At 62.0% G+C, this 17,460-nt stretch carries 16 protein-coding genes; 13 read left to right on the top strand and 3 right to left on the bottom strand.

The window, feature by feature from the left end:
* Nucleotides 1–79 precede the first annotated feature (79 nt).
* The gene (locus SH602x_RS15175; RefSeq protein ID WP_479473107.1) at nucleotides 80–898 is read left to right on the top strand and encodes a hypothetical protein; all 819 of its coding nucleotides are present in this window, start codon (nucleotides 80–82) and stop codon (nucleotides 896–898) included.
* 335 nt (nucleotides 899–1,233) lie between these two features.
* The gene (locus tag SH602x_RS15170) at nucleotides 1,234–2,094 is read left to right on the top strand and encodes a hypothetical protein (protein WP_479473106.1); all 861 of its coding nucleotides are present in this window, start codon (nucleotides 1,234–1,236) and stop codon (nucleotides 2,092–2,094) included.
* 127 nt (nucleotides 2,095–2,221) lie between these two features.
* On the opposite strand, the gene SH602x_RS15165 is transcribed toward SH602x_RS15170, so the two are convergent.
* The gene (locus SH602x_RS15165) at nucleotides 2,222–2,752 is read right to left on the bottom strand and encodes a DUF4145 domain-containing protein (RefSeq protein ID WP_479473105.1); all 531 of its coding nucleotides are present in this window, start codon (nucleotides 2,750–2,752) and stop codon (nucleotides 2,222–2,224) included.
* A gap of 108 nt (nucleotides 2,753–2,860) precedes the next feature.
* Here SH602x_RS15165 and SH602x_RS15160 point away from each other — a divergent pair, with 108 nt between their 5' ends.
* Nucleotides 2,861–4,228: a transposase gene (locus SH602x_RS15160; RefSeq protein WP_479472661.1), complete on the top strand. Its 1,368-nt coding sequence runs from the start codon at nucleotides 2,861–2,863 to the stop codon at nucleotides 4,226–4,228.
* A gap of 4 nt (nucleotides 4,229–4,232) precedes the next feature.
* On the opposite strand, the gene SH602x_RS15155 is transcribed toward SH602x_RS15160, so the two are convergent.
* Nucleotides 4,233–5,267 carry an AbiTii domain-containing protein gene (locus SH602x_RS15155; RefSeq protein WP_479473104.1) on the bottom strand — a complete coding sequence of 345 codons (1,035 nt, stop codon included), beginning with the start codon at nucleotides 5,265–5,267 and terminating at the stop codon, nucleotides 4,233–4,235.
* A gap of 43 nt (nucleotides 5,268–5,310) precedes the next feature.
* Between SH602x_RS15155 and SH602x_RS15150 the strand changes: the two genes are divergently transcribed.
* Nucleotides 5,311–5,559: a hypothetical protein gene (locus tag SH602x_RS15150; RefSeq protein ID WP_479473103.1), complete on the top strand. Its 249-nt coding sequence runs from the start codon at nucleotides 5,311–5,313 to the stop codon at nucleotides 5,557–5,559.
* 14 nt (nucleotides 5,560–5,573) lie between these two features.
* Here the strand turns inward: SH602x_RS15150 and SH602x_RS15145 are convergent, their stop codons facing one another.
* Complete coding sequence (locus SH602x_RS15145; RefSeq protein WP_479473102.1) at nucleotides 5,574–6,491, bottom strand: restriction endonuclease; 918 nt, start codon at nucleotides 6,489–6,491, stop codon at nucleotides 5,574–5,576.
* A 380-nt stretch (nucleotides 6,492–6,871) separates the two neighbouring features.
* On the opposite strand from SH602x_RS15145, the gene SH602x_RS15140 reads away from it, so the two are divergent.
* The 9 genes from SH602x_RS15140 (at nucleotide 6,872) to SH602x_RS15100 (ending at nucleotide 17,442) form a co-directional block, all read left to right on the top strand.
* Entirely contained in the window at nucleotides 6,872–7,498 is a 627-nt protein-coding gene (locus SH602x_RS15140) for a recombinase family protein (protein WP_479473101.1), read from the top strand.
* Nucleotides 7,499–7,878: 380 nt separating this feature from the next.
* On the top strand, nucleotides 7,879–8,250 hold the full coding sequence (locus SH602x_RS15135) for a hypothetical protein (RefSeq protein ID WP_479473100.1): 372 nt from the start codon (nucleotides 7,879–7,881) through the stop codon (nucleotides 8,248–8,250).
* Nucleotides 8,250–9,650, top strand: a complete 1,401-nt coding sequence (locus tag SH602x_RS15130; RefSeq protein WP_479473099.1) for a hypothetical protein — start codon at nucleotides 8,250–8,252, stop codon at nucleotides 9,648–9,650. The genes SH602x_RS15135 and SH602x_RS15130 overlap by 1 nt, the downstream gene beginning before the upstream one ends.
* Before the next feature lie 15 nt (nucleotides 9,651–9,665).
* Complete coding sequence (locus SH602x_RS15125) at nucleotides 9,666–10,124, top strand: hypothetical protein (protein ID WP_479473098.1); 459 nt, start codon at nucleotides 9,666–9,668, stop codon at nucleotides 10,122–10,124.
* Nucleotides 10,125–10,158: 34 nt separating this feature from the next.
* Entirely contained in the window at nucleotides 10,159–10,371 is a 213-nt protein-coding gene (locus SH602x_RS15120; protein WP_479473097.1) for a hypothetical protein, read from the top strand.
* A gap of 11 nt (nucleotides 10,372–10,382) precedes the next feature.
* Nucleotides 10,383–10,943, top strand: coding sequence for a hypothetical protein (locus SH602x_RS15115; protein ID WP_479473096.1), 561 nt, complete (start codon nucleotides 10,383–10,385; stop codon nucleotides 10,941–10,943).
* A gap of 276 nt (nucleotides 10,944–11,219) precedes the next feature.
* The gene (locus SH602x_RS15110) at nucleotides 11,220–12,950 is read left to right on the top strand and encodes a recombinase family protein (RefSeq protein ID WP_479473095.1); all 1,731 of its coding nucleotides are present in this window, start codon (nucleotides 11,220–11,222) and stop codon (nucleotides 12,948–12,950) included.
* A 136-nt stretch (nucleotides 12,951–13,086) separates the two neighbouring features.
* A complete protein-coding gene (locus SH602x_RS15105; RefSeq protein ID WP_479473094.1) occupies nucleotides 13,087–13,674 on the top strand; it encodes a DUF2513 domain-containing protein in 588 nt (195 codons plus the stop codon).
* A gap of 141 nt (nucleotides 13,675–13,815) precedes the next feature.
* Entirely contained in the window at nucleotides 13,816–17,442 is a 3,627-nt protein-coding gene (locus SH602x_RS15100) for a toll/interleukin-1 receptor domain-containing protein (RefSeq protein WP_479473093.1), read from the top strand.
* Nucleotides 17,443–17,460: the final 18 nt, after the last annotated feature.

Raw genomic sequence — 17,460 nt, 5'->3', positions numbered from 1 at the left:
GAACAGCCGCGACAGGAGGCGGCGCGAAATGAATCGAAACCGAAGGGTCCGGGAACGAAGGCTCGCCCACGCTCGCGCGTTGAGCACGAGCAACTCCACACCGCTGCGTTCGCAGGCGCCGAGACATCCCGACGAGGCGTTCGTCGAATCTACGAGCGGACGCCGATACTGCGCCCAGCGTTGGACGCCGGGCTTCGCAAGCGATGTCATCCGAAAGCTGAGCGACCTCGTCGCCGAGCACGGCCCACATCCAGTCGTGCTGTGGAACCGCGTTTCGACGGAACGTCAAAGGAGGAATCTGCTGGACCAAGTTCGGCAACTGAGAGTCGCGCTACTCCTGCAACGGCTTCCGATTGTCGGCGCTTTCGAGTTCGTCGGTCACGCCAGCATCCATGACGAGCCGCAGTGGAGTCGATCAGGACGTCGGGAGCACGGATGGAGCAGATTCGAGAAAGCCGTCCAGTTCGCGAAGAAGAAGGGCGCATGGCTCGTCGCACCCAATCGGTCACGGTTCATCCGAGGCGAGGCTTACTACGGAGCATCCGACGACGGCGACCGTAGCAACGCGGAACTTGTCGGAACCCCGACGATCGCCGAGTTCAAGATGTTCGCCGAGCTACTCGATGGCGTCATCGCGGCGACGATCGACGAACCGGACGCGGCACCATCGTGGGACTTCGCCGAGGAGAAGAAACGCCTAAAGCTCGCGAAGGATCAGTCAGCAGGACACACGATTGCCTTCCGCGAGTATTACGCGCCGATCGCTATGCGACTTGCGAGCATCGGCGTAGGGCCGCGCAAGATCGCGCAGGCACTCGGCGTGCGCCGCGATTCGACGATTCGCGGCTGGCTGAAACGGCCCGATTTCAACTGCGCGCATTTTTCAGACGTCGAGTAGGCGAGCGAACGCCACCGGGCTCGATAAACGCGGGGTCTCAGGCGTTGACAGTGGGTCGCGCGACGAAGCGCGAGCGTAGTACGTCGTTTCGTTGAATCTGCTCTCTCGGCTACCTGCTTTTCGTGAGCTTGCTCACGTGGCCCGCCCTCTCTTGTCTGTCCGCGAACGTCGCCGTCGCGTTCGCTGAACCTACGTTGCCCGAGACGCCTGTTCGGTCGGTGGCGGGGCGAGCGCTTTCGCTGCTTTTCTCTGATCGTGTCCGCTCGTGGCAATCGCGTAGCTAAAGTGGCTGCTTGCGGTCGGACTCGCGTTGCCTCTTTAGGTTGTCCTCGTCGATGAAGCACGTTCGCCTTCAGCCCGTAAGTATGCGTCTCGACCCTCGCCTCGACGAGAAGTGGCTCCATGACGCGATCTGCAACGATCCGACGATCCTTGGCCTCGGCGACCTCGTCGTGAAGGATCGCGAGCGTATTCATCGCGGCGCGGGACGGCTCGACCTGCTTCTCCAAGACGCCGACGGCCCGAGTCGCTACGAAGTCGAGATTCAGCTCGGAGCGACAGACGAGACGCACATCATCCGAACGCTCGAATACTGGGACATCGAGCGGCGACGCTACCCGCAGTACGACCACACCGCCGTCATCATCGCCGAAGACATCACCTCTCGCTTCCTCAACGTGATCAGCCTATTCAACGGCTTCATCCCGTTGATGGCCGTGAAGGTGACGGCTATCGAGACGCCCGAGGGCATCGGGCTTCAGTTCACGCGCGTTCTCGACACGGTGCGGCTCGGCCTCGACGACGATACAGAGGAAGTCGAGCCCGTCGATCGTGCCTATTGGGAGTCGCGGGGCACGCCGGCGACGGTAAAGCTGGTCGATACCGTCGTCGGTATCGTTAAGGAGTTCGCCCCTCACGCCGAGCATAGCTACAACAAGCACTACATCGGCTTCAAACTAGAGGGCCGGGCTCGCAACTTCGCGACTTTCAAACCTCAAAAGTCGGCGCTTCGCCTCGAAGTCTGGCTGCCGCAGACTGACGAGCTAAACGGCGGACTGGAAGCCGCGGCGCCGGGTCTTTTCGACTACGACCAGCGATACGGACGCTACACGGCCAAGCTCGACGCCGCGTCGATCCAAGAGCACCGGAAGGTGCTGCGACAGATACTTGAGGAAGCGTATTCGCAACTGGCCTAGCGACAGACGGTCGCAGAGCAGACGCCGACGCGAAACCGCTCAGGATTCAGGAGCGGTTCGGCATCGCCTCTACGCGAGCGGCAGCGGGCTCAGAATCGGCGCTACGTTCCGTTCGTTCGACGCAGGATTACGGGCTCGCCGGATCAGCCGTTTCGCCGGTAGCCTTCTTGGCCGCAGCAAGTCGCGCCGTGAACTCGGCGACCTTATGCGGCGCCACGTAGACGTATTCGACGACGGCTCGAAAGAACTCATCGATTACCTCGACGTACTCGGGACGAATCGGCGCATCGTCGTCATCATGGGCACCGGCGTTTCGTAGTTGCCGCAGAACGTCCGTCATACCTGCCAAGTTCTGCGGAAGCACGCCTTGCGACTTCAGATCTTCCAAGCTCCTCGAAAGGTTCCCGGTCCATGTCCCTTGCTGCTTGCAAACCGATTCCAGGCAGCGACCTATCGCAGTCGCGAACAAGTTTGGTGCCCGCCCCTTGACCGACACCGCTTCTACGTAGTTCGCTCGAATTCGATCCGGAACGGAGGAATGAAGGGCAGCCGACTCAGGCCAGACTGACTCAAAAACATCGAAGCTGAAACCCAACGGAACGTACCCAGACCCGCCGTAAAACGCGGAACCGGAACCGTTCGGCTTCGCTTGCGCCATGCGAAAAAGCGTCGGCTGCGCGCATGTGGTACAGCGAGCTAGCAGCCCGTTGATTTTCGCCCTGCCTGCGCTATCCTCGCGTGATCTCGACGCGGGGGAGGAATCGCGATGGGCTTGGGCAAGCGGAAGCGGGAGACGCAGGGGACGTTCTGGGTTCCGACGGACAAGCTGGGGAGCGGTCCGCGAAACGTCTTCTACGACCGTCTGAACGGGCTGCTGGCCGAGATCGAATTCGACGGACGGCTCGAAGAGGCGGCCGCTCCGTACTACGAAACGACGGGGCGAAAGAGCCTGGCGCCGGGCGTCTACTTCCGGATGCTGTTCATCGGTTACTTCGAGGGGATCGACAGCCAGCGCGGCATCGCCTGGCGCTGCGACGACAGTCGCTCGCTGGCCCGTTTCCTGGGCTTCGGTCCCGGCGAGGAGACGCCGGACCATTCGACGCTCACGCTGACGCGAAACCGGCTGCCGCTGGAGATCCATCAGCTCGCGTTCGACCTGGTTCTCGGCCTCTGCCACGAGAAGGGTCTGCTCAAGGGCAAAACGCTCGGCGTCGACGCCAGCGATCTCGAAGCGAACGCTTCGATGAAGTCGATCGTCCGCCGGGAGAACGGCGACGACTGGCAGGAGTACGTTCGCAAGCTCTACGAAGCCGAAACGGGCGTAAGCGACCCGGACGACGAGGAGCTGCGCCGCTTCGACAGGAAGCGGAAGGACAAGAAGGTCTCCAACGACGAGTGGGTCAATCCGCACGATCCCGACGCTCGGATCGGGAAGATGAAGGACGGTCGCACGCATCTCAAGTACAAGGTCGAACACGCCGTCGATCTGGAGACGGACGTGATCGTCGCGGCGGAAGTCTACGAAGGGACCGCCGGCGACTGCCGGACGATCGAAGATACCGTGAACGCCGCGCGAACGAACCTGCGCGAGGCGGGCACGGGCTGCGACGTGGAAGAGGTCGCGGCGGACAAGGGCTATCACAGCGAAGAGTCGCTCGACCGGCTGCAGCACGAGACGCACGTGCGGACGTATATTCCGCAGCCGAAGCGAGCGAAGTCTCGGAAGCGAAAACGCAAGCCGCCGAGTCGTCAGGCGGCCTATCGTCGCAATCGCCGGAACGCGCGCGGACGTCGCGGTCGCAGGCTGCAGCGTCTACGAAGCGAGAAGGTCGAGCGGACGTTCGCGCACGTGCTCGAAACGGGCGGCGGCAGGAGAACCTGGCTTCGCGGGCTGGCCAAGATCCGCAAGCGCTACCTCGTCGCCGCCGTCGCTTACAACTTGGGACGGATCCTGCGCCAACTCCTCGGCGCCGGTAAGCCGAAACAGTTCGGAGAACTGGGAGCAGCGCTTTCCGCCGCGTTTGGGCTCTCCAGCTTCGCTGATTTCGCCGTCGGATCGCATCGAGCGATCTTAAGCATCTCGGTCGCCGTCCGGCTCCCGCTCCTGATGCCTCGACGCTCAGCGACCTTTTGAACGCTCAGGCTCTCGCGAACAGGGAAATCAACGGACTGTTAGGCGCGAGAGCGTCACTCGTAAGAATCATTTCTCGGACGAAGTCAATTTTCTCGTGAATCCGCTCCGTCGCCCCAGGCTCCGCACGCTTCCGATCGAGTGCGCGAATCCGGTCGAGGGCGTGGGCTAGTTCCTCACGGTCGAGTTCACCCAAGTCCGACGCCGACACCATATCCTTGAGAGTCTGGACTGTTCGCTCGACTTCCGAGTCAAGATGCGCCAGCGTCTGCGTACTGCCGTCCGTTCCTGCTTGGATCGCGCCGTAATTGTTTCCCTGAATATGAACGAAGATGGACGTTACGCGAGCCGAGTCGACGCGATCAGCCAACTCCTCCGCTTCGCGATCCCCGTACTCGTCTTCCAGCGCGAGCACGAGGTCGAGTACCCGATTCCTGACGAGATTAAGGACTTCGACGTAGCATCGGGTTCCGAACGTGCCCTTCGCCGTCATGCAGTTGAGGCCCTGAAGCGAGTGCGAGCCGATTAGCGGCACCAAGTCATTGAAGGGAATATCGACGCTGCCCTTGCTCGTGTCGACGGACTGAATAGTCGCGACGCTCTCTCGGCACGGATAGATGGAATAGAAGTCTCGGAGGTTCTCTGGAATCAGCACCAGCGGGATGGGCTGGTTATGGAGCGGTTGTCCGGTGAAGGCGATGAAGTTTCCCTTCAGTGACAGCTGAAAAAGCCGATAGAAGGGCAACTCGACATCGGGAGGATATCGATTCAATTCGTGCGTCACCCATGCGTTGAGCGGTCGGCTACCCGCTCTCGCGGTGAAGACTTTCAACATCCGCAAGGCTGTGCTGAGATCGCCACTGGGATCGATGACGAGGTCGCGAATCTTTCTTAGCACAACGCTCGCCTTCAGAAAAAATGACGGGGAGAACTTGGAGATTCTATCCGCATTCAGCTTTGGGTCGAGGAAGTCGGCTGCTTCGCGCGGCGATTGACCTAACGTGACAGCGACGCGCCGAGAATGGCTCGTGGAGCGTTGCAAGTCGCACGCTCGCGACGTCACCGGGTTCCGAGGGAGCGGCGAGATGATTAAGCAGATCGGTTCGTTCGTAGGGAAGGACGCCGACGGAAAGGCGTACACAATCCTCCTCCTTCAGCCGTACAACCGGATGGGAGGAACGCTCACCGAGTCGGACGAGTGGGTGCCGATTACGAAGCGACTACGAACGCCAGCGGGCGAAAGCGTCAGTCCTCGCGGGAACCGACGCTACCAGCTAATCAAGCGATCGGGCGAAGTCGTCGAACTCACGTCCGACGATCCGAACGCAGCGTGATCGTCGGACGCGAACTAGCCTTTCTTCCACGACGCCAAGAAGGACTTCAAGCGTTCGTAGTCGGCTAACTCGATGCGATAGCGACATCTGTCGCGTTCCTCGATCGCTCCCTTCGTGAAGCGAGATGTCGCGACGATCAGGCCACTGGTCGCGCGTCGCTGCTCGACTACCCCGTAAAGACCGCGAACGATTTCAGCACCGACGGGACGATCCTCAGCGTACCTTTTGCACTCCACGAGCGTCATCGACGGCCCCCAGATGTTGTGCCTAAGGAGAATCAAATCGAAGCCCCCATCTTTTGATTCTGGGGTTAACGTGACGTCGAAGCCGTGGTTCCTGAAAACGGCTGCCATCAAGAGCTCAAACTCGCGGGGCTTTATCTTGCGAAGTCTTTCCGGGTACGTCTGAAAATGCGCGACCAACTCGTCATTGATGTCGGCGAAGCGAATCTGAAGAGCGCGGGAGTGCTTCGGCAACACGGCGTTTTTTGTTGTGAACAACGCCTCCGTTGCCTCGCTCGGCCTCCAGTTGTCGTAGAAGAATTGCTCAAAGTCAGTGCCGTCTAAAGCGGCGTTGACTGCGCCGAGAACGTCGGGCTCAAACGCCGACTCGCCGCGAATCGTGTTCGCAAACCAAGCCTCTCGATAGATTTCGCCTAGTCGAGCAGCGAGTTCTTTGATCGTCGGGTATTCGTCTTCATAGAGGCCTTGTCCGTCCGTGCGAATGCAGATCGTTCCGCGAAGGCTATCGACAAAAGCACTGTCGATTGCGTGCCGCAACGCATTCTCCGCAGCATCGTCGCAAACGAGGTACGAGTCATTGAAAAGTCGGTCGTGCTCCGTGCGATCATCGAACTCGTAATCCGACAGTTCTGAGAACAAGCGCCAATGGGGGTCGTCGAATTCCCCAAAGTGATCATCGTCGTTGGGCATCGCCGCTTCTCCCGAACCAAAACCGCGCGAGGATTGCTTCCCAGATCGGTATTTCTACCCGAGGCTGTGTCGCTTGTCCCGCATCTGCATCCGCTGCACCGCTACCCTCGGCGACGCTCGCCGAAGCTCGTCGCCCGCTCGCGACGATGGGACCACGTTATTGGCGCGAATCGATCGCCCGCAGATAGCCGCGACTTGCGATCGTAAAGTTTCGGTATTCGCCCGAACGTAGCCTGCGAACCCCATCGACTCGCGGGATTCGCGGTTACCCGCGTCGCGTAATAGTTGTCACGGGTGAAGCAAAATCGACGCTTTACAGTCCCGATCGGCGGCGCTTACGATCGTCTCGGTTCGGAACGATCAGCAAGCGGGGAGCCCAAGTGAGCAAGAGCAAGCACGTCGCGATCTATGTCCGCGTCTCGTCCAAGTCGCAAAAGACGCGATCCCAAGAGCCTGACTTGAAACGCTGGGAGGCGTCGCAGGACGAGCCCGTGAAGTGGTACACGGACAAAGCGAGCGGGCTTTCGATGGATCGCCCAGCGTGGGGCAGGCTAGAGACCGCGATGAATCGTCGCGAAGTCTCGCGCGTGGTCGTCTGGCGCATCGATCGACTCGGGCGAACGGTGTCGGGACTGTCCAAATTGTTCGACTTCCTGCGAGAGCAGAAGATCGGGCTCGTCAGCGTGAAGGACGGTATCGACCTTTCGACGCCAGCGGGTCGTATGCTCGCAAACGTCCTCGCAAGCGCAGCCCAATTCGAGACCGAGCTACGCGGCGAGCGTGTCGCGGCTGGGCAAGCGGCGGCTCGCGCTGCGGGCAAGACTTGGGGCGGATCGCTGCCGGGCGTAAGGAAGAAAGTGACGCCCGAGCAAGAGCGAACGATCGTCAGGATGAAAGCAGCAGGCGAGAAGATCGTCGCCATCTCTCGCGTCGTGAAGCTCTCGCGTCCGACGATCTACAGCGTTCTCGCTGACGCTGCGAAGCCCGCGAAGCGACGAGCCCGATAACGGAAGTTCGATGATCTTTACACGGAGGCGATAAACTACGGCTGAGAAAGAGGGGAGAGTTGCGGATGATTAGCGAATGCAAACGCTGCCGAACGCGATTCTGGCCGTGGCAGTTGTGGTGTCCGAACTGCGGTCATGCGCTGCCGATAGTCGGCGGGTCGATCATGATCGCAATACTCTTTGCGATCAGCGCGATAATCATGCTATTCAACTGGTGGTTCGGAATCACTCCTGATCAACCGTGACTTTCAAACAAGCCCTCTACTCGCGAGCCTGCTGACGCGAAGATTCAATTCCAAACGAATCTTGACGCCTTACCGTGCTAACGAGAGATTTCGCGAGACGTGACCCAAAGGGTCTTTCCTCGCGACGTCTGTCCGATGCCCAAGAAACCCGCAAAGCGAACGCAGCTACCCGAACGCTACGAAGCTGGATTCCTGCGGACGCTCGACCGGCGGACTGACGTTTACCAGCGTCTGAAGGCAGCGTTCGACGCGATCGTCAGCGACGCTGGCGGCATCGACAATCTCACCCACGCGCGACGCTCGCTCGTCGAACGCTTCGTCTTCCTCGAAGCAGTTCTGCAAACGTGGGAAGCGGAGATCGCGACGAATCCCAAGGGCTCCGCTGAACTGCTCTCCCGCTGGGTCCAGGCGCTGAACTCGCTCCAGGGGCTCGCGAAGACGATCGGCCTCGACCGCAAGGCGAAACGGACGCCTTCGCTCAAGGCATACGTCGAGGAGCGTGCCTGATGGACATCCTCGCGGCCATTTCTGACGAGCATCTCTTTCGCCCATTTCTCGGCGACGAACTCGCGTCGTGGCGCCCATGGCTAACGGCTCTGCGGACGCTTTACGGTCTGCACGTCGTCTCGCGTGGGCAGGAGATCGTGCGGACTTGCACGGGACGCGATCCGACGCGAATGCCCAGCAAGGGTTTTAAGACGGCTCTGTTCCTGACCGGACGCCGCAGCGGGAAGTCTCGCATCTCGGCCATCATCGGCGCGTACGAAGCCGCTCTCGCCGGGCACGAATCGAAGCTCGCGAAGGGCGAGCGCGGCGTCGTCGCAATCGTCGCTCCGACGAAGCATCAAGGCAGAATCGTTCGCGACTACCTGCGAGCCATTTTTGAAACGCCGATGCTTGCGGCGGAAGTCGCGGCAGAGACGCAAGCCGGTTTCGAGCTAACGAACGGAACGCGGATCGAGATTCTCGCGGGCGACTGGCGAACCGTTCGCGGTTTTACGCTGCTCGCCGCTGTCGTGGATGAGGCTTGTTTCTTTGGCTACGAGGCCGAGAGCAAAATCCGCAGCGACACTGAGCTAGTGCGTGCGATCAAGCCCAGTCTCGCGACAGTCGGCGGGAAGCTCGTCTGCATCTCGTCGCCCTACGCTCGGCGCGGATGGTGTTTCGAGCAGTATCGAAAGCACTTCGGGAACGACGACGGGCGAACTCTCGTCTGGAACGCTCCGTCGAGAACGATGAATCCAACGCTGCCGCAGTCAGTCGTGGACGAAGCGATCGCCGAGGATCTCCAAGCTGCGAAGTCCGAGTATCTCGGCGAATTCAGGGATGACATCGGGGCGTTCGTCTCGCGAGAGCTAGTCGAAGGACTCGTCGTCAAAGGCAGAACCGAACTCTCGCCCAGCGCGAAGCTCCGCTACTTCGCCTTCGCTGACCTCAGCGGCGGTCGCTCAGACGACGCGGCTCTCGCTATCGCCCATCGCGAGGGACGGACGACCGTTATCGACGCTCTGCGATTTTGGAAGGCTCCGTTCAACCCGCATCGCGTCTTGCGCGACATGTCGGGCGTGCTCAACGGTTTCGGGGTTAGCCGCGTCACTGGTGACAACTACGCGGCGGACTTCGTCGCTCGCGGCTTTCAGTCACTCAGCGTCCGTTTCGCGAAGGCCAAGAAGCCCAAGGCCCAGCTATACGCGGAGATTCTTCCGGTGCTTTGCTCGGGCGAAGTGGAACTCCTCGACAACCCAAAGCTGATCGACCAACTGGCGAGCCTTGAACGCCGAACGCGAAGCGGCGGACGGGACGTGATCGATCATCCGACTGGCGGGCACGACGACCTCGCCAACGTTCTGGCCGGCGTGGTCGAACTTACCGCAACCAAGAAGAAGGTCGCAAGCAGTCTCTTTTGAAGGGAGCAAGGAACGATGGTCGAATCGGCGAAGGAATTTCACGAACGACAGGGAGCCGACTGCCTCAAGTTGGGGAATTGGCACCTCTATTCCAATGGGGCGCTGCGCGAGCACGCCATGCACGGGAAGTGGGTTGAGCCCCCGGACGACGAGTACGCATGCGCGAAGCTCGTCGTGAGATACCACGAGGAGTACGTCAGGCGAGCGGAGAAGGCGTTCGTCGACAAGAAGGATCAAGTTCTGGCGTGGGCGATTGCGCAGCAGAACGCGGGCTACGGCGCCGAAGACCAGGACGCGCTCGACGGACTGAAGGCCCTGAAGGCCGAGGTGACGAAGCGACGGCGCAAGCTCGCTGCGGCGCAGAAGGCGCTCGAAAAGGTCACGCCAGAGGAAGAACTCGAGGTCGAGGAGGAGTTCGAGGACGACGGAGGCGACGAGAAGTTCATCGCCGACGTGGTGAACCTCAAGATTTAGAACCTGCTATAGCCGGCAGTCGCCGGAGGAACGAATGATGGTCACGCTCACCGTATTCAACGTCGCGCCGCGTCAGGAGACTCCGTTGTTCCTTCCGGAGACTTTTGAGCGACGCGACGGCTCCGGCAGTCAGGCTGTCGCCAATGACGCGAGGGTGCGCGCGTCGGCGGAGTCTGCTGCCGAGTCGGCGACGGACAGCGGCAGGGTTAGCGGCCTGCCGCTTCCGTCGTTCGACTTCTGGAAATAAGGAGACGATCGATGTCGGTATCGCTTCGCGAGCTTGAGGGACGCGAGCATATTGTGGTCCCCGTCATCATGATCACGGCCGGGGTCGCGAACGGTTCGCAGGGACCGATCTATTACCCTGCTGACGTTCTTCGGCGATCGGTTCCACTTTGGAACGGGAAGCCGATCGTGGTCTACCATCCCGATCTCTACGGCGACGGCTTCGCGGGCAATCCGCAAGTCTTCAATCGCCAAAAGATCGGGACGATTTTTGGGACGATTTTCGATGGAAATCGGCTGAAGGCAGAAGCATGGATCGAGACGGCTCGCGTCGAACGAGTCGATCGGCGAGTCCTCGACGCGATTCGGGCGAATCGCATGACCGAAGTATCCACCGGGCTCATCGTGAACGGTGAGCCGACGGAAGGAACGTTCGGAAACAAGCCTTACTCCGTCGTCGCCGCGTCGCTCGTTCCCGATCATCTCGCCGTACTGCCTGACCAGATCGGAGCCTGTTCGATCGCTGACGGAGCGGGCCTGCTGCGTAACTCGCTCGCGGGCGCCACGCTCAGTCTGCCGGAGATGGCGTTCTGACCGCGAGAAATGGCCGTTGCCGCGTTCTGAGCGGTCCCGACGACGATCGGGCCGTTCGGATTCGGCACGACGCAAGACGCGGGATTTAGCGTTTCGCTGACGAAAACGTCCGTACGGGGATTTGCGAGCGTCCGCAGCGGGCGTTCTCATTCTTTCGGAGGGCGACACGGATCGGGAGTAGCTACCCGAGCCGCAGGCCGTTCTTTCTCCTGACCGAGATAGGCCGCGTCGCCCTCCGTTTTTCGCTTCGATCGACGGTCAGGAGAGGTCAGGACTATGGCGCTAGAGAACGCCCTTCAAACGGGCCTGCTGACGAGCATTCACGTCGCGGGCTACTGCCGCACGTCTAGCGAAGGTCAGCGGGATAACACGTCGATTCCCCGCCAGCGCGAAGACATCGAACGGTTCGCGAAGTCGCGGGGCTGGACCGTCGATCGCTGGTACATCGACGAATGCAAGTCGGGCAGCAAGATCGAGGGTCGCGACGAATTCCAGCTGATGATGCGCGACGCGGCGAACGGCGAATTCTCGGTCGTGGTCGTCTACGACACTACGCGGTTCGGACGCGATGGCGGAGACATCATCGAATCGGCGAAGACGCTGAAACGCGCGTTCGGCGTTCAGGTCGTCGATACGCGAGGGATGTTCGATAGCGGCGATCGGTCGCGCACGCTGACGAACTTCGTCGGCGCAGGCGTCGCCGAACACGAACGCCTCAGTATCCTCGAACGGACGAACCGTGGACGCATTGCCCGAGCCAGAGAGGGCAAGCCGTGGTCGCCGAAACGACCGATCGGTCGCGGCTACGACAAGGCGAATGGAAGTTGGTACGTCACTGACAAAGGACGAGCTATCGCCGAAGCTCTCCGGCGAAACGTCGGCGGCGAGGGCCTTACCGAACTTTGCACCGAGCTCGGTCTGGGCGACCGAAAGAGAATCTCCGAGTGGGTCCTTCACGGGCAACTCGCCGGAACCTACATCGCCAAGTTCCGCAGCCCCGACATCGGTCTCGCCGAGGACGTCGAAGTCGAAGCGATCCCGAACATCGTCACGGCTCGCTTGCTCGCCCAAGCGAAGAAGCAACTTGCGCACAACCGCACGTTCAATCGCTCGGATGTCACGAAGTACCCGCTTTCGGGATTCATCCGTTGCTCGGACTGCGGAAAAGCTCTGACCGCTCAGACGGATCGAGGGCGAGTCTGCTATCGACACAGAACTCCGACGTCATGCTCGATCAAAAGCGTTCGAGCCGATCGCGTCGAACAAGCCACGCTCGACTTCCTCTACGGGCAATTCCTCGACGAGCCGGCGTTCAACGCAGCGGTCGAGAAAGCAATGCCTCCAGCGGAACGTCGTGAAGAACTGCAAACCGAGCGGAGAAAGGTCGCCGATCGTCTCTCGGCGATGAGGCGAAAAATCGACAACTTCGCCAACGCAATTGCAGAAGGGGCAGATCCCTCGCTGCTGATCTCCAAGCAGATTGAATTCAAGAGAGAGTTAACTGTTCTGAGCGAACGGTTGAGCGCAATCGACGCGTCGATCGCCGACATGCCTTCGCCAGCGGACATTGCGGCGGATGCCCAGCGGACGAGGCTTCTGCTTCTGCTGAGCGTACAGCGACGCGACTGGCGGGAACTGACTCCCGACGAGATCAAGCGGTTTCTCGTTCACCTTTTCGGGGTGACGACGCCGAAGTCCAACACCGGACTTTTCGTCAGTGGGGACGAGAAGGGACGAACGCTCGTCACGTTTCGCGGGAACGTCGATTTCGGAGGCGCAGTTCGCGACGGGCGTTTCGTCCCTGACTACCTGTCGAAGTTCGCCAACGCAGATGCGTTCGCCGCGCAGAGCGCCTTCGACCTGGCGATCCGCGAGGCAGACGCCCGTCGAGACGAAGCACTCGCTGAGCTAAAACCTTTCAGGGATAGCAAGCAATCCGGGCCACCCAGACCATGCCGTTCGCCGAATCTAGAACCGCTTGGTGAGATCACGTCGGCCGCGTCGTGAACCATCGTGCCGATCGCGAACCGCGAACTGCGCTCGACGTCTAGTCGGTGCGAAACTCGGCTTGACCCCCGACCGCCGCTTCGGGGAAGATTCTGCCAAAGGAGTCGAACTCCCGTTTTCGCGAAGGAACGCGATCATGAAACGCGACATGGATCTGGTCCGGACGCTGCTCCGGGTCGTCGAGGCCGCCGACCAGGGCAAGGCCTACGAGAATCATCAACTGGACGTCTTCTCCCGCGAGGTGCAGTACCACCTCCGGCTGATCGTCGACGCCGGCCTCGCCCGGTGCGTCGGCGCCTCCAGCGACGGAGACGTCTGCATTCGTCTGACCTGGAAGGGTCACGAACTGCTGGAACTGACCCGCAGCGACGAAATCTGGAGCCGGGCCAAGCACGTCGTCCGCGACGCGACCGGCGGCACGCCTTTCGAGGCGATCACCGCCCTGCTGCGACGCTGGGCCATGGAGGCCGTCGGCGAAGATCGTCCGATTCACGTGGTGGATCAGGAACGCGCGACCGCGCCGCAGCGTTACGACAAGCGCTACGAGCGGGCCTACTTCCGCACGCCCCATCCGTTCCGCGTGGCTGTGCCCCCTGCCGGCGAATCGAACGGCAAGCGAACCGTCACGGACGCACGCTGGGAAACCCGCTTCGACCGCCCCTGGGAACCCTGGCTGGGCAAGTCGGAAAAGGCTGCCGACATCGTGTCGATCCACGTGGCGTAGGCGCTCTCGCGGTTCTCGCGAGATCCACGAAACATACGAACGCCGACGACTCCCCGCAGTCGTCGGCGTTTTTTCGTGCGCGAGGCAGTATACAATCGTCTCCGTCGATGGGAGGTCCGTCGAACGCAGGGAGATTGCGTGATGCCCGCCGCCCGGGAACGCCGTTCCAAGGTCTTCTTCAGCTACGCCCGCGTCGACGGCGCCTGGCTGCTGCATCGTCTGCGCAACGCGATTCGCGAACTGGCCGACGAGCAGGGGCTGGACGTCGAACTCTGGTGGGACAAGGAGGTCGAGGAGGGGCGCCCCAACATCGCGCCGGGCGAGAACTTCCTGCGTGTCATCGAAGACGCCATCGACGGCAGCAAGTTCGCGATCTTCCTGTTGTCGCCGAAGGCGGTCCGTTTCGACGGGACGTGCCTCAAGGAATTGCTTCATGCGCAGGCCCACGGCCTGAAGATTCTCCCCGTCGTCGCGGACGATCGCTACGCCGACGAGTTGTCGAAGGTCCGGTTCGACAACGAGCACAAGCGAGCGGTCCGGGAGTTGGAGCGAATCGACTTCGTCGACTTCTCCGCCTGCTGGCCCACGCCGGAGGGCGGCACGCGGTCCGACGTTCCGCCTGCGCCCGACGACGTCCAGGCGGAGCATCGCTTTCGCACGGCGTGGGAACGGTTGCGACCGCAGATCCTGCAGGGGCTCGCAGGAAAGCCGTTCGAGCGGCGGGAACTCTTCATCGTCGAGGACGCGCGGGCTTACCGGTCGCAGTTCCTGCCTGCGGAAGGGGCGCCTCTGCAACCGCGTCCCTCCGCGTGGCAGACGATCCAGGAACGCTCTTCGGCTCACTGCGGGCTGGTCGTCCATGGGGTCGGCGGCATCGGCAAAACGTCGCTGCTCCAGTGGATCGTGCGCGACAGCGGACGGCGCGTCGCGGCCTGCTGGCGTTGCGTTCGGGAGTTTCCTGCGACCTGGGACGTCGCCCAGTTCGTCCGCGCGGTAGCGATTCAACTGTTCGCCGAACTGCCCGAGTATCGCAAGGCGATCGATTCCCGGCGGGAGATCAAGTCGCTCTTTCAGCATCGCGACGCGGCGATCGACGATCCGGGCGGCATCTTCAAGCGGGCGGTCCTCGTGCCGCTGGCCGCTCTTCCCCCTCCGCCCGAGCCGCTGTTTCTGCTGGTAGACGGTCTGGACGAGGCGCCGGAATTCTCCGACGAGCGCCTGACGATTCCGGAATTGCTTCGGCTCTGCCACGACGATTTTCCGCCCTGGCTGCGGGTCGTCGCGACCGCGCAGACGCACTACGTGAGAAGCGATCTGAAGCTGCAGGGTTGGACCGAACTGGAAATCGATCCTCGCGATCCGGCTCATCAGGCGGACCTCAGGTCGTACATCGAACCTGGATTCCACGACCCCGCGTATGCAGAACTCTTTCGACTGACAGGGGCGTCGCCGGAAGAGGCGACCGATGCGGTGATGCAGATCGCGGCAGGCAACTTCCTGGTCGCAGCCTGGATGCTGAGGACGCTCTCGCAAAGCTGGCAGACGTGGCGCCTCGAATCAGCATCCGGAGCGGAGAACGTCGGAGCGGAGGCTCTCGATCCCGCCGCGTTCCGGGAGATGATCCGAAATCCGCCGCCGATCGGCGACTACGTCGTGAAGCGTCTGCGTCGTCGCTTCGGCAATCCGCAGGATCCGGCGTGGCGCGCGGCGTCGCGGTTCCTCGCCGTTCTGACCGCCGCCAAGCGGCCCCTCTCGGATGCGGAGCTTTCGGCGCTGGCCGGGCTCGAGCCGAAGGTTCTTCAGGAGATTAAACGCAATCTCGAAGGCATCCTCCAGACCATCCCGCCCCAGCGAACCGGCGGAGCGTTCTCCAGCGTCGAACGAACCGACTTCTTCCACAACGGCGTGCGGAAGTGGCTCCGCCAGGCGGGCGAGTTCCAGATCGACGAAAGCGAAGGGGACGCCGGCATCGCCAGCGCGATTCAGTCGGAACTGCACCGGGCGAAGTCGCTCCGCGTGCCTTACCTTCGCGAGTTCGGTTTGCAGCACCTGCTGCTCGCCGGTCGCCTCGACCTGGCGATCGACGTGCTCGAGACGTTCGTCGACGAAGAGAAGGAAGAGGAGACCACGCTCGGCCTGCAGCAGATGATCAAGAACGTCTTCTACGCGCTCGAACGCGTGCGCGAGAGCGACGTCGAGATGGCGCTGAACGTCGATCCCCGGCGCCTGGCGAAGATCATGCAGCGCGGCTGCGGCGAGATCCCCGCCTTCTACGGACCCGCGCGAATCCTGTTCGATCATCGCCTGGAACTATGGCCCGAGCTCCGGCAGGAACTAGTCGATGCAGACGATCTGCTCGTGCGATACGTCCTGGGCCGCGCGATCGCCGATTCCTACCTGAAGACGCGGCCGCGCGACCCCCGTCGGTCGGATCTCTGGCACGAGATCGTCTCCTGCTTCAGCTCGGCCGAAGAGGACGCGGCGTCGGCGGACGAAGCCGACCGCGACGAAGACGCAGCGATGGCCGCGTACAACCTGCGACAGTGGGCGCGATACGCCTGGCGCTTTCTCGTGTCGCAACCGGGCGTCGATCGGGACGCCAGGGCCCATCTCGCCGAGGGGATGGCCACGCTCAGCCGAAGCCCTGACTACAACGACCACATGATCCTGTGGGAGTGCCTGCTGGAAGGGGCTCTCACCGGCGAACTGCTGCCGAAAAAGCTTCCGCTCGCGTCGATCGCCGAGACGTTCCGCGATCCGCGATGGCCCTACCTGCGGCTCGACATGCTGGAGTTCGCCGCCCAGTGCGAGCGACGGGGCGACCCAGCCCTTTCGTGGCTCGGCGATGCGGCGGAGCTGCGGGCGGAGATCGACGTCGTTCAGTCGCGACTGGACGACGCGAAGTCTCAGCTCGCGCAGCTCAAGGAAAAGTACGACCGGAAGTCGGCGCTCGGCCTTCCGCTCTCGGAGTGGCAGCGACCCGCGGAACTGAACCGGGCGCTGAGAAAGACGACGAGCGAACTTCTACCCAGATCGTACGAAGAGATCGCCGAGTATCTCTCCCCGTTCGTGCTCCATCCCTGCTGGGAGGTCGTCGAGACGGCGGCATCGGTCGCGGCGATCCTGCTGGAGTATCGCTCGGATCTTCCCCGCCTGATCGCGAAGTGGGCGAAGAGTCCTCATTGGCAAGCGCGGTACGCAGCGGTCGACACGGCCTTCAACGCTCGCGGCACGATGGTGGGGGACGAGGCGTTCGACGACGTCGCATCGCTTACGGATCGTGACGATCTTCGCCGGGAACTTCGAACCAAGCAGACCGGCGAACTGACGTTCGACATTCTCATCGACGCGCTTTACGAGGATCCGGTCTCGCGCGTGCAGTTCATCGTCGCCGAGGACTTGTTCTATCTCTTCGACGACTACGAAATGATGTTCGAAGGGACCGCGGAGCCGTTGCCCGAGGACTATCACGAGCATGGCTTTCGCATCGCCGTGGCGCGGCACGAAAGGCCGATCCGGCACTGGCTCGCGACCGCGGCGGATTGCACGCTGCTGGACGAAGTTTTCCAGTTCGTCCACGGGATCATGCGAGGCAAGCGATCGGACGACGAGCCCGACTCGCCCGGCCGCAAAGCGATGCAGCCGCTGCTCCGCGAGTGGCTCTCCGGCGAGGTTAGTCCCTGCCTCGCGGTGCAGCCCGACTGGTGGGAACTCGACCGGGAAGCCTGGCTGGCGAAGATGAACGCCGTGCGGGATCGCCTGGCGTAGAGATTCGCGGAGCTTCCG

It is taken from the genome of Lignipirellula cremea (genome assembly GCF_056501455.1).
This window is presented reverse-complemented; position numbering and strand designations above follow the sequence as displayed.